This is a genomic window from Streptomyces sp. NPDC104367, assembly GCF_055583825.1.
On sequence record NZ_JBVJND010000104.1, the window covers coordinates 1 to 1,308 of the forward strand.

Here is a 1,308-nt window from a genome sequence, read left to right on the forward strand (position 1 = left end):
GGGCCCTGACCCTGGAGTTTGGACACCGGAGAGACTTGGATCTTGATGGTCCAGGAGAACGGAGTCCCTGTGGGGATGAAGCATTACCCCGCCGAGTTCAAGGCGGACGCGGTCGCGTTGTACCGGTCGCGTCCGGGAGCGACGATCAAGTCGGTCGCCGCCGATCTCGGAGTGAACACGGAGACGCTGCGGAACTGGATCCGTGCCGCCGACGGACGCCGCGCCGGTGCCCACTCCGCCCCCGCAACGGCACCGCAGTCTGCCGGTGACCCGGTTCAGGCGGAGCTGGCCGCGGCGCGCAGGCGGATCCGGGAGCTGGAGGAGGAACGCGACATCCTGCGCAAGGCGGCCCGGTATTTCGCGACGGAGACGCGCTGGTGAACCGCTGCCAGTTCGTTGAGGATCACCAGCGCCGATACGGCGTGAAGCGGCTCTGCGACATTCTCGGGATCGCCCGCTCGAGTTTCTATTACTGGCGTCGCACCGCCCCGGCTCGCATGGCCCGCCAGGCCGCCGACGACCGGCTCGCGGCCCGGATACGCAAGGCCCACAAGGAGTCCGACGGCACCTACGGAGTCCCGAGGATCACTGCCGAGCTCCGCGACGAGGACGGCCAGGCGGTCAACCACAAGCGCGTTGCCAGGATCATGCGGACCATCGGCCTCGAAGGGGTCCGTCTGCGGCGCCGGCACCGCACCACCATCGCCGGCCCGGCCACCGCGAAGGCCCCGGACCTGATCGGCCGCGACTTCACCGCGAAGGAGATCAACACCAAGTACGTCGGTGACATCACCTACTTGAGCGTCGGCGGCGGACGATTCTGCTATCTCGCGACAGTGATCGACCTGTGCTCGCGCCGCCTGGCAGGCTGGGCGATCGCCGACCACATGCGCACCGAGCTCGTCATCGACGCCCTCGCCGCCGCGGAACGGACCCGCGGCAGTCTGAACGGGGCGATCATGCACACCGATCACGGAGCCCAGTACACCAGCGGGGCCTTCGCGGACGCCTGCCGCCGGGCCGGTGTCCTGCAGAGCATGAGCGCCGTCGGGTCCAGCGCGGACAACGCCGCCGCCGAATCGTTCAACGCCAGCTTCAAAAGGGAGACGTTGAAGGGCCGAAAGGGCTGGTCAAGCGAGCGCGAGGCACGACTCGACGCCTTCCACTGGCTGTCCCGCTACAACACCCGACGCCGTCACTCCCGGCTCGGCCAGCGAGCCCCGATCACCTACGAGATCACCGTCCACCCAACACCAACTACCCTGGCCCGAGCCGCATAGACGTGTTCAAACTCCGGGGTCAAGGCCC

1 protein-coding gene is annotated in these 1,308 nt (G+C 68.2%); it reads left to right on the top strand.

Annotated features, from left to right (window positions below; all coding sequences use genetic code 11):
- Positions 1-69 precede the first annotated feature (69 nt).
- A protein-coding gene (locus ACZ619_RS45865) for an IS3 family transposase (protein ID WP_469612016.1) occupies positions 70-1,280 on the top strand; the annotation gives its coding sequence in 2 pieces (ribosomal slippage) (positions 70-361 and positions 361-1,280; 1,212 coding nt in all).
- The last annotated feature ends 28 nt before the right edge of the window (positions 1,281-1,308 follow it).